Raw genomic sequence first — 25,833 nt, 5'->3', positions numbered from 1 at the left:
TTTACCAAGACTCCTCGCGACTCGGAAAAGTGGAAGGTCATTTACAAACGCCGAACATCCATTGAACGCTCCAATAAACGAGAGAAGATCGACTACAAGCTGGAATCTGGACGACATCGTTCCACGAAAGTGTGGTACGTTCGCATTTATGCCATTATGATCTGTCAGCACATGGATGCTTGGTTTTCTCATCAGAAGGAGAGCTTCAAGGATCTTAAATCATGGATTTTTCCTCAGACTGCTTAACGTTTTTTAGTTTTTAAAAAGGGCACTGTGACGTTTGTTTGCTATACCCATTATTAAAAATCCTTTTCTGTCTTAAGAATTACCCTCGTTTATCGCGAATTTCCAGCTCATTTTCCATATATCCGCCGTTCCCACCCCTTGAATTCCGAGAGGCTATTATAGTATATCACTGAATTAAGCACTTAGTACCATATATCACAAAGTCTTAATTTTCAGAGTTGTCAATAATGTTCAGAAAACTATTTTGCAGGAAAAGCAACTTCCGGACATTTGCTTGGTAAGTCAAAAAAAAGAGAACCAAATAATTGGTTCAGAAATTTGCCTCGAAGGGGATCATATACTGTAAATGGTAAATGGACATCTACGATCATTTCTCTGCCTTTCTATACAACTGAAAGGTTAAGGTATTCCCTTCTACATTACAACGGATTAGGAGATAAGCGTCTGTACTATTTCTGAATCTAAAATCGAGAATGGGAAAGCTTACAGTTGCATCCTGCCCGGGAGGCACATAATCAACGGGCAAGGAATGACGATGTCTTTCTAAAATTTCCAAATTGGCAAGAAGAACTACATTATAAAGATTGGACGAAACTTGGCAGACTCCGCCGCCCAGCCCTGGGGTGAACTTGTTTCCTACGATGATCAGAGCCTCTTGATAACCTGCTTTCGCAGTTCGTTCTCCGACACTTTCATTGAAGGAGAACCGTTCTCCAGGTGCTAATAGTTTTCCATCGAGAGCCTTTGCAGCAAGGCGAATGTTCCCCGTGCGTTTGACCAAGGTAGCGTCAAAGTGAGTAGAGTACTGAGCGATTAATCCTGAGCTCGTCACGGTGTCAACGATGGGTTCTTTAACCGTAAGGTTCAGTTTGATTGCTTTGCTATATCCGTCAACGACTCCATCATAAACACTTGACCCTAAACTGCTGGTATCGACTAACTTGGAGTTCCACTTAACAGGCACATCAATAGTATCACTGTTGTAAAGTTTAGCTTGAATTGTTGTAGGAAAAGAATAGTCTTCACTTTGAAGAACTGTTGCAGTTAGATCGGCTATAGAATAAATACTAGTTTCTTTCACTGTTCCTAAAATCAAGCTTCTTGAACTATTTATTATCTCATCTGTTACAATTCCACTGCCCCCAAACAACACTAAGTTTGGACACAAATTTTGCGCATAAAGTTTCCCAAAGTAACTGGCGACTGATTTTGGTAACGTTGGTACTGTAGGGTCTATAAAGATAATAGGATCTCCATTTTTGGCTGCCACAGCACTACCTGCCAAAGCATCAGCAAAACCATAACCTGTGGCTAGATATACTGTTGATGGATCCGGAGCGAAGGTTTCTGCAATCATAACATTCGTATCAAACCGAGATTCTCCAGTCAACCGTTCGACACTACTCTGTGGTAACAAACTACTTATTTCGGATTTCACTTTATCTGTGATCGCGCCTACTCCCCCCGTTATGTATACTTTCGCAGGTTTTCTTTCCCCTAAAAAATTCTTAATTTCTTGAGGGAGTGCATCGTGAGGGGTTAACAGTATCGGCCAGCCTTTATTTGCAGCAATACTTGAGATACTTAAAGCATCAGGATATTGTTCTCCAGAGGCTATCACAACTGTGGAAAAAGTAGTGGTATCCTTGAGTGAAGTGGCTATCTTATAAGATGTATCATACCTGTCCAGGCCTGCAATTCTAACAACATTTGTAAATCCAAGGTCATTTAATTTAGTCTCGAATTCAGTGCCTATTATTCCAGCTCCGCCTATGATATAAACCGTTCCAGTTGAATCAAGATGGTGAATGACATATTCAAAAGCATCGTTAGAACTTTCAATAGAAGAATCAACTAATAGTAAAGGGGCTTCTTTTTCATGGGCTAGGACACTTGCAGATAAAGCATCTGCAAATTCATTGCCTGTTGAAAGGACTACGTTTTTAACCTTATCGTTGCAATAATACTCAGAAATAACCCTAGCAGTCTCATAACTTGTATGTCCGGAAAGCCTATTAATGCTAACAATTTGTGGTGAGTTAGTAGCTGAACTTGGATTATTAGTAGCAGCAAAGGCTGGTGTTCCTACAGATATACAGCTACATGAGATTAAGATTAAGGCAATTATCTTTCTCTTCATCTAAGACTACACTCCTTCAAATGTCATAACTGGATAATTATCTCATCTTGAAGAAGTGAAGCATGTCGGAACGAGCATCATATTTACTTACTTTTAATTAACAAAAGTGTCCCATTTAAACGAATACCGAAACATTATCTCAGAATCAAAACTTCTGTATGAATATCAATGAGAAATTTCACCTTTGTTACAATGAAAGGAGCTTCCACATTTTCCTCGATATCCTGCTAAGACTCTCCTAAATATCCAAGATAATAAACCTGGCCGATTTAAAACTGTCACTGTTTCAACAGGAATCTTTTTTGCTATCTAGAAATATATCTCATGTATAAGGAGTGAATCAGATGGGGGATAAAAATCCTAAGAAGAAGCCAAAGCAGCCCAAAAAACCGTAGTAAATGTTAGGTCTTAAGGAGACAGCTAACCTAAATTAACCCGGCAGATACCAACTTTTAGTGGGTCAGCCGGGTTAATTTAAGCTTACTATACTTTCGGGTGTCGCTAATAAGGTCTTTAATGAGGAATTGGAAACTACTTATCTCCTTCTTCAGGCACAATGCAAATGAAAGTAAATCTACCACTACCCGTATTTATGAATTGATGCAACTTATTGCTGGGTGCAAATGCAAATGAGCCTGCTTCCAGCGGATGAGCCTGCTTCCAGCGGATAATCCTGTCCGTCCAAATACAAAGTCCCCTCTCCTTCGAGAATGTAAATTATGTGCGGCCAAGGGTGAGTGTGGCGAGGAGTATAACCGCCTTGACCTAGCTCGAATTCTCGCATAACATAGCCTTCCCACCCTTGGGTTGGGGAAATGAGTACTTTCTTGACGGCATTTTTGATTTGGTCATTGTCAACGCGTGTTCCTAAAACGTCACGTACATGACTTACTATCATATTCTTTCAACCTCCCAAAATACCCCAGTATCATCCTCGGCGTTAGGCCTCCCTTAGAAATGAACTGAGTGTTGTGCTACACATTAATTCTTGATTACTTGCTAAATCCCTTCCACTTACAGACTTACTTCACCTAAGCTCGCTCCTTTTGCAAATAACCGCTCGATGTTCTTTTCAATTGACGGATCAGGAATTAGTGGCGGTGCATGGTGCGGTTTGGTTCGGGCATCGATCATCATATTGTCACAGGCCCAGTGCTTGTTTTCATAATAACTATTAACCCCATAAATATCATGTGAAGGATTACTTCGCGTAAACGTCGCCCATAAAAAGTTATGCAGAGAACCACTTATAAACGGACTGTCATCACAAAGGATTAGCATTGGACAAGTCGGCATATCACCCTTTGTCTGAATAGTCGAGCTTAACTCGTCTAATTCCTTTTGTGCTTGCTGATAACTTGAAAATTCAGGTCCCTCGATGGCGACAATCCCAGGCATCACTAAACGCGGATTTTTAAAGGCTCTTAAATCCTTCAACTGGTCTGGGACTGATCTACATAAGTCTCTTTTTGGGTCACCATAGGCGGCAATAACCACTTTGCTACCTGTATTTAACCCCGTTCCCGAATAATCCAGGGTATCGATGGTTGTATTCGTTTGAAAATGAATGTCACGATGCAGATCGATTCGTTCGAGTATATAGGTTAGGAATTCTACTTCTCGATGGGTATCTAAGGGTTGATTCTCTTCGGCCGTGATAAATAAATATTTAGCGAGACTTACATGTCCTGTTCCTAAGATGCGGTTAGCGATGGTGAGAAGCTCAGCCGGTTGTTTGACGTTTTGATACGGCGTGTAGCGTTCGCTTCCGATCGCGAATAGCAAGGGGTGAACACCCGCAACATCTAGAGCATGGACTTCTTTCACACCAGGAATTTCCTGTTTTATCGCATCACCTGTTAACTCATGGATGAGATCGCCGAAAGCAGTATCTTCCTGAGGGGGACGACCAACAACTGTAAACGGCCAGATCGCGTTGGGCTTGGCAAATACTTTATGCACCTTCATCAAAGGAAAAGGATGAATAAGACTATAGTAGCCTAGGTGATCACCAAAAGGACCTTCTGGCTTTGTTTCACCTGGATGGACTTCACCGGTAATTACAAAATCAGCATCAAGACTAATGCAATAACCATCAACATAGCTATAACGAAAACGACGTCCAGCAATCAAACCAGCAAACGTCATTTCACTTAGACCTTCTGGTAATGGCATGATCGCTGCCAGGGTATGAGCAGGAGGACCTCCAATAAATATACTCACCTTTAACGGAACATCAAGCTTTTTCGCCTTCTCTTGGTGAATTCCAATCCCACGGTGAATTTGATAATGCAAACCAATTTCTTTATTTATTTCATACTCGTTACCGCTAAGCTGAACACGGTACATGCCCAAATTGCTGTTCATAATCCCAGGCTTTTCGGGGTCTTCTGTATAAACTTGAGGCAAAGTTATAAACGCCCCTCCATCATCTGGCCAATGGCGAATAAGCGGAAGGTCAGAAATTTGTATTTCCTTGAAACCTGTCAAGTTCTGATTTGCTTTTTTCCAAGGCAGGGCCTTTGAAGCTGCCAATCCTGTACTGAAATGTTTAAACGGATTTTTCAATGCCTTCATTGGATCATTGCGTAAGGCAATTACGTCCTGTGTCGCCCTTAATGTATTCCGAAAAATAAACTTACTTCTCTCTAGGTTACCGAATAAATTAGATACCGCACGAAAATTCGAACCTTTTACATTTTCGAATAACAGTGTAGGACCGCCAGCGGCATTGACTCTCATGTGTATGGCTGCCATCTCAAGGTTAGGGTCGACTTCTTCACGGATCCGCACCAATTGACCGGCTTTTTCCAAATCGAGAATACATTCTTCTAGATTATGATACATTCTTCACTACACCCATTCCTAATAGTAGTTTAATTATCCCCAGTCTAGTGTTCTCTCTCATCAAGCTTCTTATTATAACGCAAAACCTATGGGACAAGTATTACTTCAATGAAGCTTTCCATCGATTTAGGGTTCTCTAGGCAAAAGCCTGAGCTTATAGATACTCGTTTGAGTATATATTTCTAAACTGCTCGAAGTTTTAATGATATTAGTAATTCGACTAAGGTTAGTAATTTTGCAGACTCCATCTTCATAAAATAATAGTTTCCCCTTAGCCCCAACTTCAATATCCCTAAGCCAGACCTTCCTTCCCAATCTGTGAAGAGATGCTGGCACTCCAGGTAAAACGCTGTCGTAAACTCCCTCAATAATAGCAACATCCTCGTTCATATAGCTTCCCCCTGCGAATCCTATCACGGCGAACCTTAAAGTAATCGTCTTCCCAACATATAACAAACAATGTCTCATTTGTATCATCTTCCACCAATTACGTCAAGTGGAGTTCATTACGATCATGGGCTCCCTGAGCTGCGTATTATAACTATTTACTAAGTATTCTGTATATTCAGCAAACTCCTCTTGAAACTATGATTACACAAGCTTATAATAAGTAGTAAATAAAACCAAAAAAAGAGTACTCGTTGCTGCTAATGTCAGGCCGACGGGTACTCTTTCCATTTATGGCTCCAAGGGTTACAACCGGTACAACCGGATAAGTAACCCTTTTGGTTTGATGCCTTGGGAATTTCATTTAGCCTATTAGATATCTATTTGTGTCAGATCGAAAGGCCCAGAATATTATGTAATATAATGGAAAAGGAGGATGTGTAGATGATAATATTTGGTTGTGGTATTGCTATCGTAGTTGTGGCTATTCTTATGCTTATTGCTTTGGGCCTTGTATTCTAATAAAATCTCTCAATCCTTGAACGCGGCCACTAGGAGTGGAAAAAACGTTGCAGTGATATTTATTTGGACTACTTGCCCATGTCCGGGTATTAAATTAGGCTCAGCCGAATTAGCTGAGCCTCTACTGGGTTAAAATTTCTCAGTTACCAAATCAAAGCCTTCAAGCGTGGCAGTGTCATCAATTCGAATCATCAAATATCGTATTCCATCCTTGGTTACTTGCTTAACGTTTTTTAGATCTTGTGGACCGATCGAAATCACCGCTGTGTTATTGTCAATTTTAATCGACTTCGTTGCATAATTAGGGGTAATACTCGATGCTTTAAACTCGTAGTTCTCCCCACCCATAATTCCCAGAAACGAGGATCTAAACTTATCTGCGGTATTAATTCCGCTATTTTCTAAAATTCTCTCCATATCTTTCAAACCTATCATAGAAACTTCTCCACTTTCAGCCTCTACGTCAAGCCGGCGACCAAGTTCCTCATAAATGCGCGAAACAACTTCAGGTTCAATTTCCGTTCCTACAATATCTCGAACAACTTCGAGAAAACGCTCTTTGTCAGCCTTCGCTGTTGATTTAAATTCACAATCTAGCACGTTTTCAACAAACAACGGATTGGGCTTATTATCATTTTTAGTAAAATAAACAACCTTATCAGTCTCTGCTGCATTGTCACTAAATGAAGGAAACATAAAGCCTTCAATAGGAGCGTCTGTATTAATAGTAACGTTCATAGGGAGATTGGTTTTGAACTCTCTATCTTCAAAATCAAATTTAAGCAACTTTTTAGGAATAATAATAGGACAGATACTACCAATGAAAAATTCCATAGTATAGGCTTCGGCACCATCTTCAAGTTCGTTATTTTTCTTCCCAACTGGTTTATAGGTCTCTCCCCGTACAAAGCTGATCATAAAATCCTTCTCATAGTTCTCACACGTTTCTTCAATAATTTTATTCACAATTGTTAATGTCGCTTCTCTAAAATTCTTTGTACGCAAAGTATGAAACATGTGCTTTTGAGTTATATTTTCCCCCAGTTTATTGTCTTTGAACTCTAACTCAAATATTTTAGAATCAATCTTCCCTGACAATACCTTTTTAAAGTTTTTTAAATACAATTCTTTTCTTTCCTCGTCCATCATATCAAAGTATAATTCCTCTGAACATAGAATATCCTTGCTTTCATGTTTAATATAATAGCTGCAAATTTCTTGCATTTTCAATTTTGAGTTGTTGATTTTTAGTTCTCTGCGGATGCCGGCAATATCTTCCTTGTTCATGCATCTATCTCCCTTTTATCAATCGTAGGCAGAACTCTCCCGCCTCTTTAGTAAAAATAATTTAAAACACTGTCAGCTTGTGTTAATCTGTATAACCCAATGACTGATAATTCGAGCGATACCTACAGATTCTATGCTAAGTATACAATATTCGCCATGTATTCTTCTTTTCCTTCCATATACAGAAGTAATCCATGAGAAATAGAAAACCAGACCGTACAATACGTTCTGGTAAAATGGCGCTCCAGAGAGTAGTAACAATTCACCCGTGTTTCAATCACGAGATTAAGCCTTGCAGGTTAAATTTTCTAAATATTCAGTATACTCATATTTGAATTTCCGTCATATACTTTAACTAACACACGGTTTTTATTCATTGAGAGGAGTGGATCATAATGTTGCTCAAGAATTTAATACTAACGTGCTCCTATTGCGATGTTTGTGGTGAAGAAAAAAAGACTGAGTTGATGTGTTGTGAATACTCTTATACCAATGAGCTAGATGATATTACAATTACTGAGGAATCCTGCTGGAGTATCTGTAATGATTGTTCAAATCTCATTAAACCAAGAATTGGGCATAAGTATTAAAATGCACTAAAAGAGTCATTTACCCCTCGGACATATTGTGTCCAAGGGGTTCATCATTAGCACTTTAATTGATCATTACTTATCTCAGTCTTTAAAGCATCTAGTATTTATCTCAGTGAATAACTCATTATTGCATACAACAGTATTCAGTAATAAAAGTAGTGCGCCTAAATACTCTAGGTGCACTACTTTTTATTACTTAATTGTTAAGCTTTAGTTTTTGTCTTAGTATCGTCCACTATTGTATCTACAGCAGCGCTTATAGTCTCGTTGCTTAATCCCAGACCCTCTGGCAAACCCTTTACGTCAATGTTGATGTTCTTGGTTGTCTTGGCGTCGAATGTATTGGCCTTCATTACATCCATAAGGTCGAATCCAATCGTTTCATTTAGTGCCTCAGTCACTGTCTTTAGTGCTCCCACGGTGTACCTCGCTACTTCAGATGTTCCATCTGAACCGCCACCGCCACCAATGATTGTGATTTTATCAATTCTAGATAGAGGCTCAGCAACTGCTCTAGCGATTTCAGGAAGTTTCTCAATAACCATCTGGAGTTTACCAGCCTCGTTCATTTTTGCAAGTGCTTCGGCTTTCTCCGCAAGTGCATCAGCTTCCGCTAACCCCTTCGCCCTTATGGCGCCAGCTTCCGCTTTACCCACAGCCTCAATGACACTAGCCTGAGCCTCACCCTCTAAGCGGAGTTTTTCCGACTCGGCTTCAGCAGCTTTAACTTGCTCATACTTTTTCCCTTCTGCCTCTAATTGTTGTTTTTGTCTAGCCGCTTCCGCAGGCTTAACAACTGTCTCTGATAGCTCAGCTTCTTTTCTTTCAGCCCTCTTCTTAGCAAGCTCAATGTTTTTCTCTTCAGTGATGATTAGTACCTGTACTTGCGCTTCAGCTACTTCCTTATCCCGTTGTTTTTCAAGCACAAGCGCATCCATTTCAGTATTCTTAACTTCCTTAGATGTAATGTTACTCTGAATTTGATAGGCCGCATCCGCTACGGCTTTCTGTGTTTCTTGGTCTCTCTTGTACGAAAGTATTTTTAACTCTTTATCTTTTTCTGCCTCAGCAATTTGAGCCTCAGCCCCCAACTCTGCCTGTTTACCAAGTCTACGAGCCTCTGCCGTTTTAATTTGCTGTTCTCGAAGAGCGTCTGCCGTACGAATTTCACGTTCTTTAGCCGCTTCAGCTTCAGCAATAGCTGCTGACGATTTAACCTTGGCGATTTGTTCTTTACCTAGAGCCTCAATGTATCCTTCATCATCCGTGATGTCATTGATCGTGAATGACTTGAGCTCAAGACCCATTTCACCCAGTTCGGTTCCTGCTACCTGCTGTACTTTAGCTGAAAAACTTTCCCTATCATTGTAGATATCCTCGACACTCATGGATGATACAATTTCACGAAGCTTACCTTTACATATTTCAGATGCCTGGGTTCTGATTGTCGTTAATGTTTGCTCTTCTTTTGCAGAGTTAAACTGTTGTACCGCTGCTAAAATGCTATTTTGATCATTCTTAACCTTAATTACAACAATGCCCTCTGCATTAAGTGGTACCCCTAATGCCGTCTTAGTTTGTCTGATTTCGACAGGAAACATAATGTTCTCTAGTGTAATGACATCCATTCTCTGAATAATCGGGATTACCATAGTACCACCACCAGTTACTACCTTAGGCTTGCCTAACCCTACAATGACAGCCGCTTTGTCTGATGGTATCTTCTTCCAAGTGCTCAACACCGCCACGATGATCAAAATAAGACCTAACAAGATTATCCCTACAACCCCAAAGACCGAACTAAACATAAAATCCACTCCACTCACTCCACTTCATTTATTTATTCGTATAACGGGTGCACATAATAAATATTTGCAACCGTATCAACCCCTGTGATTACAACTTCTGTTCCTTGGTCTATCCTACCAGTATCGTCAAGTTTATAGAAATCACATACCCTAGCCCTGTAGGATATGGCTGCCCCGGTACTATCCAACACTGATACAACACCATCACTATCCTGTGTCACCCTCAACGTTAATTTCCCTACAGACCCCACTATGTCAGCACTCGTGATTGCTAAAGGATTATTACGTTTTAACTTAACTATCACATATTTGTATAACACCACATAAGCGACAAATGATACTAACACTAACAACGCAATAATTACTACTGTGAATAGCGTATTCATCATGTATCGCACAGACAATCTTCCAAGTGACCCAAAAACAATCAAAGCAAAACAAGTACTCATTAAATTGAATGGGACAAGTCCATCAAAATCATGGTCTGTATCTAAGTCAAAATCCACATCGAATATTGACCCGAATACACCTGTTAACAGACTTAGTATAGGTACAGCAAACCCCGTTAGTAAACATACATTGAATATGCTCGTCAAGGTATCAATATTCAAGGTACCCCTCCTTCTTTGTTTACCTAAAACTCTACAGCTGCAGCTATAATGATTGCAGAACGTGGCACAGTGTCCGTTCTAAGTATTTCAAGCGTTCCCCCCAAAAAATCACTTAACTTCTTCAGCTCCCTTCCATCCTTTGGTGATTCTGTAAGGAATACTCTTATAATACACTAAATCAGCCCAAAGAAGGTGGATAATTTCAATTAATTCCTCCTGGCTACTGTCTGATATATAGAGTATAAACGTGGTGCAAAAGGTTACAAGTAATTGGCGTAAATTATAAACTTATAGAAGTTGGGTTAAGTATGGTATCATTCCAAGGGATATCCACTTGCATAGCATCATGCGAATTAGGTCATCATACAAAGGCAGTCCATTAATGAAGAGGGAGGGATTACATTGGCTAAACCAGATAATCGGGCGGATAATGAGGTACACCTGCAAGAGCATATTAACCACACGATAGCCAAATTGCATGAGGCTGAGGATTACCTTGATGAGCATGCAGATGAGATTAAAGCTGATGAGAAGCAAGCTATTGAAGCTAAAAATCATCGACGCAAAGAAAGTATTGACTATTTCATAGCGGAAAAAAGAGACGAAGCTCAACACTAAAAGCCGTGATGTATCTAGAGTTCCATTTACAAGCAGCCTCAATATTATTTTAATTTATGAATACTGGGAACCTGAAGACCCCGCCTCACTGAATGCACTTCATTGAGGCAGGGTCTTGCCTGTTCAAATTTTAACAACATTTTGCTTTGAAATTTTCTGAACAGAACTGGGGATTTCAAAGACATATAAAAATACAATCCTCTACTCAGGGATTAAATCTATTTAGCTTTGGAAGACTTCCAAATTTCCACTCTGTTTTTACCCATACTTTTAGCTTTGTACAATGCCTCGTCCGCTCGCATTAAAAACTCATCCCCTGCTCGGTCAAGGGAAGCACATCTAAAATCAGCCTCCTGTTCCGTGCCAGCTATGCCAATGCTTACAGTAAAGTTAATATTACCCTTTCTACTAGCGATCTTGAGTTGGCTTATTTTCTCTCGTATTTTTTCAGCCACTATTTGCCCTTGCTCTATTGATGTTTCCGGCAGTAATACCAAAAACTCCTCACCCCCAAACCGAGCGGGTAGATCCACCTCTCGCACTTGTTCTTTTAAAGTTAATGCTAAGAGCTTTAGGGCTTTATCACCTTCCAAATGGCCAAACTTATCATTAATTTTTTTAAAGTCATCAATATCTAAGATCAGCAGAGTAGAGAAATGTCCAATACGAAACGCTCGCTCCAACTCGAGCTGAAATTGTTGCTCAAAATATCGTCGATTTGCCAGTCCTGTTAGATAGTCATGCATTGATAATTTTTCCAGTTCATCATACTGAAATTGTAGATTAGTAGTCATAATGTTAAAATTATGAATAACTCTTCGTAAATCATTGTGTCCTTTATTATTTATCCGTTGTGTTAAGTCTCCTTCGGCCACCATCTCAGTGGCGTTGGTAATTTCTTCCAATGGTTTCAAGATTATTCTCGCAAAAATACCACTGGCTAGTAACCCTAGAATTAATACCAGTACCATTGTGCCAACCAACATATACCTACTGCTTTTAATCATGGAATATATTTTTTTGTGATCCATTTCGCAGACAACTACCCAGTTATTTCTCTCCAACTTACTCAAGGCTATGTCTACATTTCCGTTTTCAGTAGATACATTTATTAACAGTTCCTCTTTGGTTTCTGTAATTTGGGATAAAATACCAGGATTGATTTTACGACCCACTATCTTTCTATCCGTATGGAAAACTATTGTCCCCTGCCCATCCACAACATAGATATCGCCTTGTTTCTTTTCTTGAAAACCGTTCACTAAGGAGTGGAAGATATTATTTTCGTTCCATAAGTTGACACTCAGGGCCAAAACTCCTGAAGGTTGAGTGGCTTGCATAACTACGCTACTGACAAATATCACGGGAGATGGATTGGAGCCAGTAATAATAACATCGGAAAGATAACTTTGATTTTTTGCCAGTGGGTATTGAATGTAATCCCGGTCACTAATGTCGTTTTTCTGTTTTAGCTCGATTAAACCTTGAGGAGAAGTATAGAATAGTTGCATTATCCCGTTCTTGTCCGTCACAATTCCTCCGGTAAAGATAGCACTGCTACTTACGAATATATCTAAAGCTTTTGCTGCTTCATTTAACTTTGAGGGATCGGATAAGGTAATTTTATTAGATAAGTATTCAACATCGACAAGACTTTTAGCCAATAGCCAATCAAGTCGATCAGCTAAAAAATCCACATCATTGATCATTACTTTATGGTATTTCTCTTGCACTACATTAGGGGTTATATAAAACAGGGTAAAAGCACCCGGAATACCGATAGCAAGGCTAATCAACAAGCCAATTACAGCAATCAATTGTTTAAACAGCTTGCTTTTAAAAATGAAATTCATCGGTGACCCTCCTAGGATAAACAATCATACTACGGAATCATATCACATCCCATAAATATTTCCATACTTATTTGTAAGATTTCACATTAATTCTTTCTAGATATGAAGTTTGCTTTTATCACTCTTCTACCCTCATCCCACTCTTCATATTCAAGACATAATGCGTTGATATGAGAATTTCTATCTTCTCAACCAACGCATTAAATATCTTCACCAAACTTTTTAAGGAGCGAATCTCTCCTGTTTATGATACGATAGCGATCGCCAAGGAGTGCATGCCGATACCCTGAGGATCTTCTTGAGCTTTTGTAAACGTCATCCAGGCCTGAGTTTAAGATTTAGCATTTACTCTTTCACTTTGAGTAAGTTCATTGAGAATTATGCGTTGTCGAGTTGTCTTTTTAGTTTCCTGAACCCAATATACATACTAATACGCCAGGGTAGGATCATGCTAAAGGCCAAGATGAAGAAGATACCGCTCATTTGGGCAGGATCGATATGTATGGTCTCAGCAAGGATAATTTTCCCGATCATTCTTAGAGCGACTAGGCCTATCAAAGCTACTAAAAAAAGCTTTGATCGGTGGAGATAGATTTGGTTGTCCCGAATTTCAAATTTAGACGTTTTTATTAAGATGATCGAGAAAAGCATTCCCATTACAACGGAACTTATCAGTTCAGGTAATGTTGGTCTAAACATGGGTAGGATAAACATACTTGCACCAGTAGCCATGAACAATGGCGGAAAAATAATCTTTTTTTCTACTGCTGGTTTTTTTGTGTTTCTCAATCGTACCAGATTGACGACAACAACCATTAACACTGACACAACAATTGATGCAATGACTAAGAACTGTTTTGTGAACATAATTAACCTTTCTATCGTCCTGTTTTACACCTATTAAAATCTAACTCTATGCTTTTGTCAAATTAAGCAAAGAGTTAGATTTTTTTAGTAGACTTAAAGAGAGGAAGCTCTTCTAGCTGGCTTCCTATTGTTCAATTGTTCTTAAGGACCTATTCTAAGTGATATCTTTACTAGAAAATTTTCGTATCGCTAACGTTACAAACCCGAGCATGTAAATGGCAATATAAACAAACATCCATAGACTTGCTGGTTTGCCACTGCCTGATAAACTGGCGGCAGACATTGCACTTGCTGCAAGCTCAGAATTCGGAACCATGACCCGTTCCATGGTGTTATAAATCGTTTGGAACGGCGAAACCAAGCTAATAAAAATTCCAGTACCAATGACTGAGTTGTTACTCACGTACTGCCCAATCATCTCGACCATTCCACCCACATTACCTAAAATATAAATGAAGATCATTAAGATTCCATTGGACACTGCTTTTAAAGACACAGATCCAAACAAGGTTAGGCAAAGTACTGCGACTGGCAGCAAAAGATATAGCAACCATCCTGAAATAATTTGAGAGAATGTTAGACTAGTTATCGTGCTAAGCCCAAATAAGGCTCCGATGACCAGAATTAATGAGAAAAGCAACGTTGCGTACGTACAAACTAAAATGACCAATCCGCCAAGTTTGCCAAGAATATACTGATAGCGGTGAATCGGACGAGCGAGAACCCCTTGAATTAGTCCTGACTCTAGTTCTGACGCAATGGCACCCGATCCAAGCATAATCGTTAGCAGGGCAATCAACATGGAAGAAAATTGAAAACCCATTTTTGTAACCATTTGAATCGCAAAGGGCTTAAATTGATTTCCCATTCCACGAGTCATTGATGAGTTGGGAAAATAATTAAGCATGATTGTCCAAAATGCCAAGTACAAAAAGGTGACAATACCCATGACGATAAACGTTTTTTTACGAACGGCTTCATTAAGCGTGGCGATTAATATTGCACCGATGATTATCCCTCCTCCCCAACAATCTGCATAAACACAGTTTCAAGCGTCTCTCGATGCGGTGTTAACTCATAAAGTGTCACACCATTTGAGATAAGACTAGCTGCGAGGGAAGGAATTTCCTCGTAATCGTTTAAACAAACGGTTAAACTGCCATCTGCTAGTATTTGCAATGATTCGTGTTGTATATTTAGCTTTGAAAACAGATCTTCAGTTATGCCCTTGGCCCGGATTGTTAAAGAAATTTTATTCATTAGTAACTCGTCCATCCGTGCGGATTTAACAACGGTACCTTTGTGAATAAATGTAACACTGTCGCAAACTGCTTCCACTTCGCTTAAAAGATGACTGTTTAGAAAGACAGTTGCTCCTTCATTTTTCAAAGCAACAATAATGTCTCTAACATCTTTACGACCAATTGGATCCAGAGCAGATGTTGGTTCATCCAAAAAGATCAGTTGTGGATTAGGCAGCAACGCACAGGCTAACCCTATGCGTTGCTGCATCCCTTTACTATACGAACCCACTTTATAGTTTTCTTGCCCAACGAGTCCTACTAACTTCAAAACCCTGCCAATTTGATCCTTCTTATTATTCAATTTGATTAATTGGGCGTGGAAATTTAGCAAATCTATACCTGTCATCCAATCTTGATAACGGAAGAGTTCAGGGAGGTAACCCATCTTTTCTCTCGCAGAAGCATCGCCAAGCGGTCTACCCAGTACTGTGCCGCTTCCGGATGTCGGAAATACAAGACCCGTTAACATCTTAAGACAAGTACTTTTCCCAGCACCGTTACGGCCAAGGAATCCATAGACTTGCCCAGCTTCTACTGAAAGGTTGATTTGGTCACATGCCGTTTTAGTACCATACTTTTTAGTAAGAGCATGGGTTTCGATGATCATTAACGAACACTCCTAGCGATTTTTGCAAGCTCAGCATCCGTTTTATTACCGATTAAGCCATACAAATTGCCATCTTTGGTCCAAATCAGCACAGAAGCGTTCTCCATATTGGGCATTTCTTCTGTAGCCATTTTATGAGCTTCTTTCATTGCAGCAAATTTTTCTTCACCGTATTTGTTAATGAATGTTTGGCTCATTTCATCCATGAATGCGACCTGCGACTTACCTTTTAAATCTTCAAGAGATGTACTATGTGATCCTGGTGCTTTCATATCTTGAGGAATAGTATCAGTAAATCCTTTTAAATCTGACAAAGTGTAGATGTAACCATTTTTCCCACCCAAATCGACGTCTCTTCCGAAACCAACTAGGACAGGAAGATAGATATCAGAACTATCTTCATCGATTTCAGCAAGTTGTTGGCGAAGATTCGTAGGAATTAACGGCAAATCTAACATGACATCTCGTAATTCTTTTTTTGCAGCTTGGGGCGCTTCTAAATAGGATTTCTGTGTCGCTAAGAATAGGACATCATCATAGTTTGCGTAGGCAGCAGCTGAAGATACCATAGACATTTCGACATTGTTTAGATTGCTGGAAAGCTGTTTTGGACTCTTAACTGCTTTCAGCAGTTCGTTGAAAGCATCCACATCTAACGTGAACGTCATTTTGCTAGAATCCATCGCTGAAATCTCAGGCTTTTGAGATGCTAATTCACGTGGCAAACGAAGTTTGAAAGCATCAAACTCTTCAGCCTCTTTCAGTTTTGTTACTTCATGTTGTGGTTGTGAAACAACGTTAATAAGAGAGTTGTGTTCAAAATTCTTTCCTTTGAAATCTTCTTTTAGATTAGAAATTGTCTGCATTCCTTCTTGCAGGTCCGCAATTGTAATTTGAAGTGTTTTCACATCGTTGACGCGGAAAATCGATAGAGCATCAAAACGCTAACGTTTGCACTGGTTTTACAAACGTAATAAGTGCCAACATAAGCGCTAGTGAAGCCAAGGTAAATATTTTTCGTTTCATGCCATCAAATCCCTTCATATATTAGTTCGCTCCTCCTCTTTTTACATCAAGAATATGTCCTCAATGTGACCTCTTTATTAATTTCTAAATGGCAACTTAACAACAAAGGTTGTCCCTTGACCCATTTCACTGCTAAACTTTATTTCTCCATCATAGATTTCCACGATCTTCTTAACGATTGCTAAACCAAGACCGCTACCCTCTATGGAATGCGATTTATCAGCTTTAAAGAATTTTTCAAAGATTCGTCCTTGATCGATTTTGGATATACCAATACCTTGATCCTTAATTTCGGCAACGACCGTGTTTGAAATTTTTTTAGCTTGAATAAAAACAGTTCCAGATTCAGCAGAGAATTTAATAGCATTCTCAATTAAGTTCAACCAAATCTGTTGGATCAGGGCTTCGTCACCCATGTAAACCATTTCATCAAGATCTATGTCTAGTTCTAAGTTTTTCTTAGACCATTTTTCCTCGAGAAGAACAATCGTCCTCCGAATCTGCTCATCTAAGGAAAACCGTTTAATACTCTCTGGGATGAATTGATGGTCCAGCTTAGAAAGTCGCAGCATATTTGAACTTAAATGACTTAATCTCTTAGTCTCATCAATGATGATGTTTGTGTAAGCTTGAAAATTTTCTTCTGACAAATCCTTATCTTGGAGCATTTCGGCGAAGCCTTGTATAGCCGAAATAGGTGTTTTTAACTCATGGGATACGCTGCTAATAAAATCTTTTCGTAGATATTCCATATTACCGAGTTCTGTCGTCATTAAGTTGAAATTCTGGGCCAACATTCCTATTTCATCATTGCTCTTATAGTCTATCTTCATTGAAAAATCACCCTTAGCAACCTCTTTTGCTGCATTGCTAATTCGAATGATTGGGTCAGAAATCTTCCTAATGGCAAAGTATAATAGTGAACCTCCTAAGGCTACACATAAGATCAGGGTTACGAACATGAAACTTCCAAAAACTGCATGCGCTTCGCTGACACTCAGGTCATCATGGAACACTAAGAAAAGACTAGTCATCAGGGCAAAAGATACAAAACATGAGAAAAACAAGATTCCGATGGCAATCAAGGTCCCTTTGGCACGAATTGAGTTCGACAATTTATTAATCATGAATTTTCTCCGCCTTATAACCAAGTCCCCGAATCGTAATGATTTTAAACTCTGGTCTGTCTTCGAACTTCTTACGAAGCTTTTTAATGTGACTATCCACCGTTCGTTCATCGATATCCGTATCTAGTCCCCAGATTTCAGACATAAGTTGCTGCCTTGTGAAAATTCGCTTGGGATAGCTTAACAATTTAAAAAGGAGCAGAAACTCTTTTTTGGGCAATTCAATCTGAATGTCTAGCCCATTTATGCTCAGATTGTCATAGTCCAGGACGATTTCACCTATAACTAGTTTATGTTCATTGGTAATTTTAGCCCGTCTTAACAGAGCTGCTACTCTCAAAATCATCTCGTTCATATCGATTGGCTTTACCATATAATCGTCTGTACCCAATCTAAACCCTTTTTCCTTGTCTTCAAAGCCCTCTTTAGCCGTCACCATTAGAATAGGCAGGTTAAAATTTGCTTCTCTAAGGCTTTCAATAAGTTCAAAACCATCCATAAGCGGCATCATAATATCACTAATCATTAAATCAACTTGTTGGTCTTCAAGAATTTCGAGAGCTTCTTGACCATTTTGAGCTTGTAAAACGTTATAACCCGCTTGTTGCAAACGAGTTTTCATTAACATAAGTAAGCTTTTATTATCCTCGACAACCAAAATTTGAAACATGGTTAAACCTCTTTCAAAAGATTACAGGCTTATTGTTCAACTATCACTAACATAGCTAATCAACAGCTTAAGTCATTAAAATCCCTTTTTCAAATTTACCGTTTCAAGAGGAGTGTAACTTAATAATGTGACTTGAATGTGCCCAAATCATACGGTTAATCCAATATTACTTTATATTTTTACATTATTATAATAAATCATACTTTATCGGCAACTTTCGAGTTCCATAGTAGTCTTGCGGCAGGGATGGTCCGCTCCTCCTGTTGCGCGATGCCCAGTTCAAGAAGCTGATCCGTAAACAGTATAAATACATCAAGGATGTTGCAAGTGAAGGATTTTTGTAAGAACGTTAAAACCGTAGGGAAGGGTATATACGCAGAGAGCTTTCTATTGAAGCGGCTATACTTTATCTGAAAATGTATCAAAATATAGTTTTTCAGCAGCCTGAAATGCTGAAAAATAGCAACAAGGATTTGTGGAAAGAATTATGTGATTTAATGCTATATGGGCTGGCGGGACAGCCTATCACTGATAAGACGGAGTAAGTTGTATTCTGCTCTGGTTTAATTAACCGTTTGTCCAATAAATAAAGATCTTGAATCAACTTTCATTGATCCAAGATCTTTACTTTTTACAATTCAAACCCGTGGAATATGGTGCGTCTTCGCATACTTCACCTATCCCATTTAGCTGGTCTTATTTTCTTCATAATTGATAAACGCCATATTACCAAAAAGATCGTATCTTATGGACAAATGAGGTTCATCCAAGACAGCTCGAAGTTGGTCTATGTTTCTGGGTACTAATTTGCCCGCGTTTCCCAAGGCCTTAAGATATCTGTCACCAACACGATTGCCATGAACCAATGTTGAAAAATACATCTTGCCATCCTCTGCTAAGACATTCTTTAATCCAATCATTAAGTTTTTAATATCATCTAGGCAGTGCAGTAAATTTAATGAAATTATTTGCACGCTACCCAGTCGTATATATTCCCAAACCCTGTATCATAGGAATTAGCGACTTCGGTGTTCTGATAGACCGTGTATATATGCGGTTCAATGAGTCTGAGACTTACATTATCTTGGAGCAACTCAGATAAGCCATTTTCTCCAGGTTTCACCATGTTCACTTTACGGCCTCCTTTAAATATTTGATTTAAGGTCCTGATGTTCAAATTCCTGACAGGATCTCTAATATCATTACTTTTTTCAAGAACGTAAAGGCTAATCTTTGGATCCAGGCCGGGCCCGCGATCCTTGACATAGAAAAAACCGCCCTCATAACCGATTTCACAGCCGCCGCATGTATCCAGTCCGCTAATTCCTTACAAACCAGCATCGACAGTTTACTTTTGGGCACCCCTGCTTTTTGGGGCAATGTCTCCATATTTCTGAATAACTTCCAGTCTTCACGTTCAAAAAGCATCGCTGAATTCATTCCTCCTGCAAGAATAAGGCATTGTAAACAATATGTAATATGATATGCTTATACACCCGCAAGAGGGAACGCCCCATTCCTTTCCGGTGGCCATAATTTCAGAAAAAACAAAAGCCCAGGACGGGTAGAACCCAGTCTTAGGCTTATTGGATGCCTTCCGTAGAAAAACATTTATTGCAGGATAGGCATATTGTTTTTGGGGCTCTCCATTGCCATGATTTCAAGTTTAAGTGGATGCAACCCCAATAAATATTTTGCGGTTATCAAATCATCTTTTGCAAAATCACACCATGATTTTGACTATGCCGTTCTTGTCCATAGAGCTTCACCCCATCTCTGAAAATTGTTCTTTCAATAGTGAGAAGTTGCTTGCGCTGATTAAATACGCTTTCCTTGCCGACAATAATGTCTACTGCCCGAATATCCTTCCGGCTGATCGCTCCACCAATTTTTTTCATTGCTTCAATAGGGCGCATACTATTATCGGGGATAACCACATAAATGTCAAAGTCACTTTCATTATGAGGCGTTCCATATACAAAGGAACCAAACAAGTATATTTCATTAACTATAACTGTATCTAAAATGGCTTGCTTAATCGTTTCAAGCTCTTTACTTGCGGCAGCGTCCATATAAAACACCCCGATCTCAATGCTATTGTTTTGTTAGTTTTCATTATTCTAACGTAATTATTATATCACAATATGGTATAAAAAGGTAATATACTTCACACCTAACTAAATCGAAATACTTTTCCTCTGGGTATAAACGGTAGGTTATTCCCTTTCGGCATTAGGAAGGCGTGATCCCGATGAATCCTAAGCGGCTCACAATAGCCATCGGTGATAAGCAAAAGCGGACCATTTTTTAGGAAATCCTCCGCTTTCTCCAGCAGATCAATGCCGGGCTGCAGGATTGTACCTCCGCGTCCTTTGATCTTAACACTTTCAGCGATGGCTTCAGATGGCAGATATCCTTGATCATAGGTAGCCGCATCACAAAAGACCACCCTTACTAAGGGTACATCCCGGGAAATACTGTAGCTGGCAATAGCGCCCAAGGCTTTGGCCAGCAAGGAACGATCCATGGAACCTGAGGTGTCCAGAATAACCCCGTAAGTTCTTCCTTCCTCAGATCCTGCTTCAGGTATCCACCGCGGACGGGGTATATCCGGAGTTGATGACTGGCGGCGACTGGGACGGGCATAAGACCGCACTTTTTCCAGTGGTGAGCAATAGTGATCAAACCATTGCGCCAGTTCAACATCCCAAGGCACAGGCGGCTGACTCAAAGCTCTGATCTCTTCTATTAACCCTGCAGGTAGCGTTCCACGTCCTTGTTCATCATGATAGGCAAGTCCCTGACTGAGACAACGGCGATAAAAATCATCAAGACTTTCCCCATCCCCGCTAGACCGCCAGTCGGGCGCATTCTTTTCCAGCAAATCTCCAAGCCCGATTCCTCTTAAGGTTGCCAGCTTTCGATACGTTCTCATGTCCAGAACACCTCGTCAGGGATCGGTAGAAAAATACCCAGATTATTCGAGCGCTAAGCTTACAGCCCCTTTTGCGTGAAGTAATGTTGTATCAAATAACGGTACAGTCGAGTCCTCAGGTTTAACTAATAGGCTAATTTCTGTACAACCTAGAATGATTCCATTTGCACCTTGCTCAATTAAATCCTGAATTATTCGTTTATATCTAGCTCTAGATTTATCTAAGATCTGTCCTAAGCATAGTTCGTCATAAATTACTGTATTTACTACTACCCTATCTGTTTCCTTCGGAACTAAAACCTTTATACCTTGGGCCTCCAAACGTGATTTATAAAAATCCTGTTCCATAGTATATCGTGTTCCCAAAAGGCCAATAGTTTTGATTCCACTAAGAAGGACCTGTTGTGCAGTGACATCTGCAATGTGAAGTAATAGGATTCCGATGGCTGACTGAATCTCGTTAGCCACTTTGTGCATAGTATTCGTGCAAATGACAATAAAATCTGCCCCAGCTAACTCAAGACTTCGAGCAGCATCTGTTAGAATTTGAGCAGCCTTTTCCCAATCACCATTTCTTTGACAGATCTCTATTTCCTCGAAGTCTACGCTATAAAGAATGCATTTTGCCGAATGCAAACCTCCGAGCCTTTGCTTAACTTCTTCATTAATAATGCGATAATATTCAGATGACGATTCCCAACTCATCCCTCCGATTAAACCAATTGTCTTCATCCATTTCCCCTCCAATTTATTTTAACTAAGTTCTGTTGTCACATATTTGATAAGGTAGTAACGGAGCATTCCCTCTTCTTACGATTTTCTTAAGGTTCAGAATAATAGATTACTATATATAGTTTAGTCAAACTCTCCGAAAGATTTTTATATTCATGTGCTTTATCGGCGAGAAACCTTATTGAATCTCCCTCCATTAAAAAATAACTAGCATCTTTGATTTTTAACTCAAATGAACCCTTACTCACATGAATATATTCTTCTACGCCCTTATCATGAGCTTCTGATGGATGAATACACCCAGCTTCTAAATCAGCCACAAAAGTTTCAAATCGTTTATTAGAATCAAAGGGAAATACCGGATATACCTTATACTTATTATCACTTTCAGTAAGTGGACTATTATTATCCTTCTTAATAATTACTAATTCAGAAGGTTCAGTTTCAAGTAGTGACGTAAAAGACACATGTAAACCGTTCGCAATTTTCCATAAGGTAGAAACGGATGGATTGGTTTCCCCTCTTTCTATTTGTCCTAACATTCCTTTACTTACGCCTGACAATTCAGCAACTTTATCGAGACTAAACCCTTTATTCTTACGATACTTATTCAAATTATTCCCTATAACTAAATTTAAATTATCCACAAGGCATCCTCTTTCTTGTGTATTATATTATACACATGGTACAATAAACTATACAATACTATACCACAAAAAGAATAAGGAGGAAATTGGATGAGAAAGTTACTGAGTGGTGCTCATGAGGCAATTGGGCAAACACCAATGGTAAATTTGAGTCGTCTCGTAAAGGAGTATGGAGTAAAAGGAAGAATATATGCCAAACTCGAATATTTGAACCCAGGTTTTAGCAAGAAAGATAGAATTGCCTTACAAATCATTGAAGAAGCAGAAAAAAACGGAGAATTGCATAGAGGACAACCCGTTGTTGAACTGACAAGTGGAAATACGGGAACAGGTTTAGCTATTGTATGTGCTGTTAAAGGCTATAAGTTTATTGCTGTTATGTCAAAGGGAAATTCCCCTGAACGTGCTAGAATGATGAGAGCTTTAGGTGCTCAAGTGGTGCTAATAGACCAAGCCCCAGAGTCACCAATAGGTCAGGTGTCTGGTATGGACTTAGCATTAGTTGAAAAGGAAGCAATTAAAATTGTTAAAGAACAAAATGCCTTTAGAGCAGACCAATTTCATCATATAGGTAACGTTCATTCTCATGAGTATCACACAGGAGAAGAAATGTGGGAACAATGTGACGGAGATATTGATGCATATTTGGATTTTGTAGGAACAGCAGGGACATTTATTGGCTGTGCAAAAACTTTAAAAAGGCACAAATCCGATATTAGATGTTATGTCGTCGAACCAGAAACAGCTTCTTTTTTAGCTGGTAAACCAGTTTCAAATCCAAACCATAAGATACAAGGCGGTGGATACTGTATGGAACTAGGGTTCATAGAGAAAGAGTTGGTATCTAGTTATTTAAGTATTACTAATGAAGAAGCAATTCAGATGGCAAGAAGTTTAGCTAAAACTGAAGGAGTATTTGCAGGTTTTTCTTCTGGGGCAAATGTAGCTGCCGCAATTAAACTTTTAAGTGGTGCTGAGAGAAATAATTCGATAGCACTAACAATAAACGATTCAGGATTAAAATATTTAAGCACAGATTTGTATGATGCCTAATAACAGAAAATGGAACACGCTATTCGCCTTATATGAAGTGCCCTAGGAGTCTGCCCTATATTACTAAACCCATCAAATGTGGTACCTAATCTTTCATGTCTTCACGTCATTTTAGCTAGCCATCATTATCAGTCACTTTGGCGGGATTATAGCCCGCAATAAGGTCTATCATTTATTAACTTCCAAATTATCAAACCTAGACCAATCGAGAAATTCCAACAATCAGGAAGATCACTATGTCCAAAGCACAGTAAATAGCCCTGGACCCACCGCCCGCGATAACTCGTCACTCATTTCGACAAATGCACACAACTTTCAACGTGCCTTGGGGCTACAATTCGGATGTATTTATAATAAGCATCTTCTGACATTTTGTTTACTCTTCATCATCCTTAATACTGTCAGTCAATCTATCAAAATCAGACTGAAAAAGCCTATCCTGAATGATTCGGTATTTTTCAAACTCGCTCTCTGCAAATTCCTTAGCAATAGCAGCGGTCACGTTTCCTGCGTTCTCTAATATATCTTTTTCATTGAATTGCAGGAATGCGTTTAGCTTCTTAGCCCAGTCTTCCATTGTCATCGGGATATTTCTCTCAGCCTGGCTTTCTGCATAATCAAGATACATCGTTACAAATAATATCGCAGATTGTACGCTCCATATTATAAACCTTAATCTTTCTGCCAACAAATGAAGGTTCTTGGTACAAGTTGTTATTAATAGAGTCCTTACTATCCGGCAGTTTTTACATTGTGGTTACCCGATAAAAATACTGACGGGTGAGCCAACCACTTAATTGAATATGACAGCTACAGGAAATAGAGCAGTATATTCCGCTTTACTAGGAAAATCCTCCAAATATTGTAGATGTAATCTTGGCAGTATTTTAAGTGACCAGAGCGTTATGCCCTGGTCTTTTTCGCGTTTGTTCGTACTGCATTACTGCTAATGAATAAAGAATGTTAAATATTGAGTGAGCGCAGAAGTTCAATCAGGTCAGTTAAGGAGAACGGTTTTGTTATGCAATGCTTTATTAAACCACTTTCTAGTGCTACTTTCACGTCCTTTTGGTCTGTATATGCAGAAATAAATATAACGTTTAAGTCTGGATATAAGTTGTTGATTTCAGTTAGAACTTCTATGCCCCCTATACCAGGCATTTTTGAATCCAAAAGAACAACTGATGGAATACATTCTTGGATTCTTTCTAAAGCCTGCAAACCGTTGGAAGCTGTGTCGACCGAATAACATTCGTTAGCTAGAACCTCTGTTAACATACGACGGATTCCATCATTGTCATCGACAACTAACGCTTTTTTCAAAACTAGCCTTATCCCCTCTCCTAACCTTTGCTGCACAGATTTTAAGATGATTGACTACTCTTTATTCAATTGCTCGATAAAGGTTAAGATAGTTGACTTTAATTCCTTAATCTCATTTTCGATTGTATTTCTTTCTGTATTCAACTGCATAAATCCTTCAATGACCGTAATATGATCCACGATTTTGTCAACAAATTCTAGTAATTCTCTTTTATCCTGTCGCTTCTCACCTAAAATGACGGCGTAAATCTCACTGCCAATGGCGGAAGAAGTGTACTGACAACATGCCAAGATCTGTAGAATTGCAACGACAACACATGCAAATTAAGAAAAATCCCCAACACGCACATGCTAATCAATGTGTATATTGGGGATAATGTGGATAACCTTTACATAGCAGTACCACGTTGCCGTTCAGTATCCGCTAAAATACGCCCAATGTGAGCGTCCTCAATGACCTCACTTCCTGTTCGCTTAGCCTCATACAGGGCATGAGTACAAATCGTGTTAATGAGTCGAGGAATTCCCTTTGTCTCTGAGTGGATAAGTCCGATTGCACTATCCGTGAAAACAGGGGTAGTAACTCCAGCTTGCTTCATTTGGTGGCGAATATACGTTGCAGTCTCTTGG

25 protein-coding genes and 3 pseudogenes are annotated in these 25,833 nt (G+C 39.3%); 3 read left to right on the top strand and 25 right to left on the bottom strand.

What is annotated here, in order from left to right; genetic code table 11:
- Positions 1–246 (top strand): annotated as a pseudogene (locus tag JL57_RS34855) (hypothetical protein); the annotation flags it as partial.
- Between the two features lie 367 nt (positions 247–613).
- Here JL57_RS34855 and JL57_RS18885 read toward each other — a convergent pair.
- From JL57_RS18885 to JL57_RS18850, 7 genes are all read right to left on the bottom strand, one after another.
- Complete coding sequence (locus tag JL57_RS18885) at positions 614–2,386, bottom strand: cell wall-binding repeat-containing protein (RefSeq protein WP_034143522.1); 1,773 nt, start codon at positions 2,384–2,386, stop codon at positions 614–616.
- A 607-nt stretch (positions 2,387–2,993) separates the two neighbouring features.
- Positions 2,994–3,284, bottom strand: coding sequence for a cupin domain-containing protein (locus tag JL57_RS18880; protein WP_366557053.1), 291 nt, complete (start codon positions 3,282–3,284; stop codon positions 2,994–2,996).
- Between the two features lie 116 nt (positions 3,285–3,400).
- The gene (locus tag JL57_RS18875; protein ID WP_034143521.1) at positions 3,401–5,233 is read right to left on the bottom strand and encodes a UbiD family decarboxylase; all 1,833 of its coding nucleotides are present in this window, start codon (positions 5,231–5,233) and stop codon (positions 3,401–3,403) included.
- A 126-nt stretch (positions 5,234–5,359) separates the two neighbouring features.
- On the bottom strand, positions 5,360–5,623 hold the full coding sequence (locus tag JL57_RS18870) for a hypothetical protein (RefSeq protein ID WP_034143520.1): 264 nt from the start codon (positions 5,621–5,623) through the stop codon (positions 5,360–5,362).
- Positions 5,624–6,271: 648 nt separating this feature from the next.
- Positions 6,272–7,429, bottom strand: coding sequence for a DUF4317 family protein (locus JL57_RS18865; RefSeq protein ID WP_034143519.1), 1,158 nt, complete (start codon positions 7,427–7,429; stop codon positions 6,272–6,274).
- Positions 7,430–8,225: 796 nt separating this feature from the next.
- Positions 8,226–9,830: a flotillin family protein gene (locus JL57_RS18855; protein ID WP_291300268.1), complete on the bottom strand. Its 1,605-nt coding sequence runs from the start codon at positions 9,828–9,830 to the stop codon at positions 8,226–8,228.
- A gap of 32 nt (positions 9,831–9,862) precedes the next feature.
- Entirely contained in the window at positions 9,863–10,441 is a 579-nt protein-coding gene (locus tag JL57_RS18850) for a hypothetical protein (RefSeq protein WP_034143517.1), read from the bottom strand.
- Positions 10,442–10,843: 402 nt separating this feature from the next.
- Here JL57_RS18850 and tlp point away from each other — a divergent pair, with 402 nt between their 5' ends.
- Positions 10,844–11,059, top strand: a complete 216-nt coding sequence (gene tlp, locus JL57_RS18845) for a small acid-soluble spore protein Tlp (protein ID WP_034143516.1) — start codon at positions 10,844–10,846, stop codon at positions 11,057–11,059.
- 218 nt (positions 11,060–11,277) lie between these two features.
- Here the strand turns inward: tlp and JL57_RS34850 are convergent, their stop codons facing one another.
- From JL57_RS34850 to JL57_RS18780, 14 genes are all read right to left on the bottom strand, one after another.
- Complete coding sequence (locus JL57_RS34850) at positions 11,278–12,912, bottom strand: GGDEF domain-containing protein (RefSeq protein ID WP_291300267.1); 1,635 nt, start codon at positions 12,910–12,912, stop codon at positions 11,278–11,280.
- A gap of 378 nt (positions 12,913–13,290) precedes the next feature.
- The gene (locus JL57_RS18835) at positions 13,291–13,779 is read right to left on the bottom strand and encodes a CcdC family protein (RefSeq protein ID WP_034143515.1); all 489 of its coding nucleotides are present in this window, start codon (positions 13,777–13,779) and stop codon (positions 13,291–13,293) included.
- Between the two features lie 154 nt (positions 13,780–13,933).
- Positions 13,934–14,773: an ABC transporter permease gene (locus JL57_RS18830; RefSeq protein ID WP_291300269.1), complete on the bottom strand. Its 840-nt coding sequence runs from the start codon at positions 14,771–14,773 to the stop codon at positions 13,934–13,936.
- A 17-nt stretch (positions 14,774–14,790) separates the two neighbouring features.
- Complete coding sequence (locus tag JL57_RS18825) at positions 14,791–15,690, bottom strand: ABC transporter ATP-binding protein (protein ID WP_034143514.1); 900 nt, start codon at positions 15,688–15,690, stop codon at positions 14,791–14,793.
- Entirely contained in the window at positions 15,690–16,556 is an 867-nt protein-coding gene (locus tag JL57_RS18820; protein ID WP_291300266.1) for a hypothetical protein, read from the bottom strand. The genes JL57_RS18825 and JL57_RS18820 overlap by 1 nt, the downstream gene beginning before the upstream one ends.
- Before the next feature lie 237 nt (positions 16,557–16,793).
- Positions 16,794–17,843 (bottom strand): cell wall metabolism sensor histidine kinase WalK, encoded by a 1,050-nt coding sequence (locus JL57_RS18815; protein WP_291300265.1) that lies wholly within the window; start codon positions 17,841–17,843, stop codon positions 16,794–16,796.
- Positions 17,836–18,513, bottom strand: a complete 678-nt coding sequence (locus JL57_RS18810) for a response regulator transcription factor (protein WP_034143513.1) — start codon at positions 18,511–18,513, stop codon at positions 17,836–17,838. The genes JL57_RS18815 and JL57_RS18810 overlap by 8 nt, the downstream gene beginning before the upstream one ends.
- Positions 18,514–19,199: 686 nt before the next feature.
- Positions 19,200–19,394, bottom strand: a complete 195-nt coding sequence (locus tag JL57_RS18805) for a hypothetical protein (RefSeq protein WP_291300264.1) — start codon at positions 19,392–19,394, stop codon at positions 19,200–19,202.
- 83 nt (positions 19,395–19,477) lie between these two features.
- Positions 19,478–19,645 (bottom strand): hypothetical protein, encoded by a 168-nt coding sequence (locus JL57_RS34845; RefSeq protein WP_291300263.1) that lies wholly within the window; start codon positions 19,643–19,645, stop codon positions 19,478–19,480.
- 41 nt (positions 19,646–19,686) lie between these two features.
- On the bottom strand, positions 19,687–19,953 hold the full coding sequence (locus JL57_RS18800; RefSeq protein ID WP_291300262.1) for a hypothetical protein: 267 nt from the start codon (positions 19,951–19,953) through the stop codon (positions 19,687–19,689).
- A gap of 263 nt (positions 19,954–20,216) precedes the next feature.
- A complete protein-coding gene (locus JL57_RS18795) occupies positions 20,217–20,585 on the bottom strand; it encodes a nucleotidyltransferase domain-containing protein (protein ID WP_034143510.1) in 369 nt (122 codons plus the stop codon).
- Positions 20,586–20,686: 101 nt separating this feature from the next.
- Positions 20,687–21,448, bottom strand: coding sequence for a VWA-like domain-containing protein (locus JL57_RS18790; protein ID WP_291300261.1), 762 nt, complete (start codon positions 21,446–21,448; stop codon positions 20,687–20,689).
- Positions 21,449–21,490: 42 nt separating this feature from the next.
- A complete protein-coding gene (locus tag JL57_RS18785) occupies positions 21,491–22,180 on the bottom strand; it encodes an aspartate/glutamate racemase family protein (protein WP_034143509.1) in 690 nt (229 codons plus the stop codon).
- 89 nt (positions 22,181–22,269) lie between these two features.
- Complete coding sequence (locus tag JL57_RS18780; protein WP_034143508.1) at positions 22,270–22,827, bottom strand: helix-turn-helix domain-containing protein; 558 nt, start codon at positions 22,825–22,827, stop codon at positions 22,270–22,272.
- Between the two features lie 90 nt (positions 22,828–22,917).
- Here JL57_RS18780 and JL57_RS18775 point away from each other — a divergent pair, with 90 nt between their 5' ends.
- Positions 22,918–23,880 (top strand): PLP-dependent cysteine synthase family protein, encoded by a 963-nt coding sequence (locus JL57_RS18775; protein WP_034143507.1) that lies wholly within the window; start codon positions 22,918–22,920, stop codon positions 23,878–23,880.
- 376 nt (positions 23,881–24,256) lie between these two features.
- Here the strand turns inward: JL57_RS18775 and rhuM are convergent.
- The 4 genes and pseudogenes from rhuM to JL57_RS18755 all read right to left on the bottom strand — a co-directional run.
- Positions 24,257–24,514, bottom strand: a pseudogene (rhuM, locus tag JL57_RS18770) (RhuM family protein); the annotation flags it as partial.
- Positions 24,515–24,843: 329 nt separating this feature from the next.
- A complete protein-coding gene (locus JL57_RS18765; RefSeq protein WP_291300260.1) occupies positions 24,844–25,203 on the bottom strand; it encodes a response regulator in 360 nt (119 codons plus the stop codon).
- A 54-nt stretch (positions 25,204–25,257) separates the two neighbouring features.
- A complete protein-coding gene (locus JL57_RS18760; protein WP_034143505.1) occupies positions 25,258–25,494 on the bottom strand; it encodes a hypothetical protein in 237 nt (78 codons plus the stop codon).
- Between the two features lie 98 nt (positions 25,495–25,592).
- Positions 25,593–25,833: pseudogene (locus JL57_RS18755) on the bottom strand (hypothetical protein); the annotation flags it as partial.

Source organism: Desulfosporosinus sp. BICA1-9 (assembly GCF_000802135.1).
The sequence above is the reverse complement of the archived record's forward strand: the minus strand, read 5'-3'. Positions and strand labels throughout refer to the sequence as shown.

Excerpts from the sequence above, each read along its gene's own strand:
- JL57_RS18885 (WP_034143522.1), bottom strand. The coding sequence starts at position 2,386 with ATGAAGAGAAAGATAATTGCCTTAATCTTAATCTCATGTAGCTGTATA.
- JL57_RS18880 (WP_366557053.1), bottom strand. The coding sequence starts at position 3,284 with ATGATAGTAAGTCATGTACGTGACGTTTTAGGAACACGCGTTGACAAT.
- JL57_RS18875 (WP_034143521.1), bottom strand. The coding sequence starts at position 5,233 with ATGTATCATAATCTAGAAGAATGTATTCTCGATTTGGAAAAAGCCGGT.
- JL57_RS18870 (WP_034143520.1), bottom strand. The coding sequence starts at position 5,623 with ATGAACGAGGATGTTGCTATTATTGAGGGAGTTTACGACAGCGTTTTA.
- JL57_RS18865 (WP_034143519.1), bottom strand. The coding sequence starts at position 7,429 with ATGAACAAGGAAGATATTGCCGGCATCCGCAGAGAACTAAAAATCAAC.
- JL57_RS18855 (WP_291300268.1), bottom strand. The coding sequence starts at position 9,830 with ATGTTTAGTTCGGTCTTTGGGGTTGTAGGGATAATCTTGTTAGGTCTT.
- JL57_RS34850 (WP_291300267.1), bottom strand. The coding sequence starts at position 12,912 with ATGAATTTCATTTTTAAAAGCAAGCTGTTTAAACAATTGATTGCTGTA.
- JL57_RS18835 (WP_034143515.1), bottom strand. The coding sequence starts at position 13,779 with ATGTTCACAAAACAGTTCTTAGTCATTGCATCAATTGTTGTGTCAGTG.
- JL57_RS18825 (WP_034143514.1), bottom strand. The coding sequence starts at position 15,690 with ATGATCATCGAAACCCATGCTCTTACTAAAAAGTATGGTACTAAAACG.
- JL57_RS18820 (WP_291300266.1), bottom strand. The coding sequence starts at position 16,556 with ATGCAGACAATTTCTAATCTAAAAGAAGATTTCAAAGGAAAGAATTTT.
- JL57_RS18815 (WP_291300265.1), bottom strand. The coding sequence starts at position 17,843 with ATGATTAATAAATTGTCGAACTCAATTCGTGCCAAAGGGACCTTGATT.
- JL57_RS18810 (WP_034143513.1), bottom strand. The coding sequence starts at position 18,513 with ATGTTTCAAATTTTGGTTGTCGAGGATAATAAAAGCTTACTTATGTTA.
- JL57_RS18805 (WP_291300264.1), bottom strand. The coding sequence starts at position 19,394 with ATGTATTTTTCAACATTGGTTCATGGCAATCGTGTTGGTGACAGATAT.
- JL57_RS18800 (WP_291300262.1), bottom strand. The coding sequence starts at position 19,953 with ATGAATTCAGCGATGCTTTTTGAACGTGAAGACTGGAAGTTATTCAGA.
- JL57_RS18795 (WP_034143510.1), bottom strand. The coding sequence starts at position 20,585 with ATGGACGCTGCCGCAAGTAAAGAGCTTGAAACGATTAAGCAAGCCATT.
- JL57_RS18790 (WP_291300261.1), bottom strand. The coding sequence starts at position 21,448 with ATGAGAACGTATCGAAAGCTGGCAACCTTAAGAGGAATCGGGCTTGGA.
- JL57_RS18785 (WP_034143509.1), bottom strand. The coding sequence starts at position 22,180 with ATGAAGACAATTGGTTTAATCGGAGGGATGAGTTGGGAATCGTCATCT.
- JL57_RS18775 (WP_034143507.1), top strand. The coding sequence starts at position 22,918 with ATGAGAAAGTTACTGAGTGGTGCTCATGAGGCAATTGGGCAAACACCA.